This is a genomic window from Mesorhizobium sp. M5C.F.Ca.ET.164.01.1.1 (assembly GCF_004792125.1).
GTDB lineage: Bacteria > Pseudomonadota > Alphaproteobacteria > Rhizobiales > Rhizobiaceae > Mesorhizobium > Mesorhizobium wenxiniae.
Genome location: NZ_SRTG01000217.1, coordinates 1 through 372, shown reverse-complemented (window position 1 = coordinate 372; position 372 = coordinate 1). Strand labels below are relative to the sequence as shown.

1 protein-coding gene is annotated in these 372 nt (G+C 59.4%); it reads left to right on the top strand.

The window, feature by feature from the left end; all coding sequences use genetic code 11:
• A partial coding sequence (locus EN807_RS33200) for a NifB/NifX family molybdenum-iron cluster-binding protein (protein WP_281405251.1) occupies positions 1-372 on the top strand: 372 nt, incomplete at both ends.

The following is a 372-nucleotide window of genomic DNA, read 5'->3' as shown; positions in this document are numbered from 1 at the left end:
CCGTGATCATGAGGCGGCGAGGAGCGAGGCCATCGGTATGGTCAAGGCAACAGACTCCGAAAAGTCGCTTCTGGTTGCGGTCGCCACTAAGGGAGGTGGACGGGTCAACGAACACTTCGGCCACGCGAAGGAATTCCAGGTTTATGAAGTCTCGCCTAGAGGGATCAGCTTGGTCGGGCATCGGAAGGTCGAGCGGTATTGCCTCGGAGGCGGGGGCGAAGACGCCATCCTCGAGGGCGTCATCGCAGCGCTCGAAGGCATACACATAGTGCTATGCGCCAAGATCGGAAATCGCCCGAAGGAACAACTCTCGCGAGCTGGACTGCGCGTAACCGACGCCTATGGCCATGACTACATCGAGACCGCAGAGAT